Below are 697 nucleotides of genomic sequence, written 5' to 3'. Positions count from 1 at the left end.
GTCCGGCGCCCGCCGCGCGCCTGCGGTCGGCCTCCGCGGCCGCCTCCAGGGCCTGTTCGGTCAGCACCACCCGGAACGCGTTGAGGGTGGGCCGGCTCGCCTCGATGGCCTCCAGCGAGCGGGTGACCAGGTCGACCGACGTGGCGGTGCCGCTGGCGAGCTGGAACAACTGGTTGCCCATGGTCGGAAATCGACGGCGGGAGCTGCTGCGCGAAGGGGAGGTGTCGGCCATCACTTACGAGAGTATCGGCGCTGCGGACCGGAATCGTCCCCCGGCGGTGGGAGACTGAACGAATGCGTCTGTACCGCGACCGGGCTGTGGTGCTGCGGCAGCACAAGCTCGGCGAAGCCGACCGGATCGTGAGCCTCCTCACCCGCGATCACGGTCTGGTGCGGGCGGTGGCCAAGGGGGTGCGGCGCACCCGCAGCAAGTTCGGCGCTCGGCTGGAACCGTTCGCGCACATCGACGTTCAGCTGCATCCGGGGCGCAATCTGGACATCGTCACACAGGTTCAGGCCATCGATGCGTTCGCCTCCGACATCGTCAGCGACTACGGCCGTTACACCTGTGCCTGCGCGATGCTCGAGACCGCGGAGCGGATCGCGGGGGAGGAGCGCGCCCCGGGGATAGGGAGTGCGTGGTGGTGGGAAGGGGGGTAGGTGGCGGGGGGCGGCGGCACCTTTACAGCGAAGTAAC

2 pseudogenes are annotated in these 697 nt (G+C 69.6%); one reads left to right on the top strand and one right to left on the bottom strand.

Features of this window, described 5'->3' with window-relative positions:
* A pseudogene (locus tag ASJ79_RS25105) lies at window positions 1-232 on the bottom strand (amidase family protein); the annotation flags it as partial.
* A gap of 62 nt (window positions 233-294) precedes the next feature.
* Between ASJ79_RS25105 and recO the strand changes: the two are divergent.
* Window positions 295-624: pseudogene (recO, locus tag ASJ79_RS25100) on the top strand (DNA repair protein RecO); the annotation flags it as partial.
* Window positions 625-697 lie beyond the last annotated feature (73 nt).

The sequence above is a fragment of the Mycobacterium sp. NAZ190054 genome (genome assembly GCF_001545925.1).
In the GTDB taxonomy this organism is placed as follows: domain Bacteria; phylum Actinomycetota; class Actinomycetes; order Mycobacteriales; family Mycobacteriaceae; genus Mycobacterium.
Note: the sequence above shows the minus strand (reverse complement) of the source record. Positions and strands in the feature narration are given on the sequence as shown.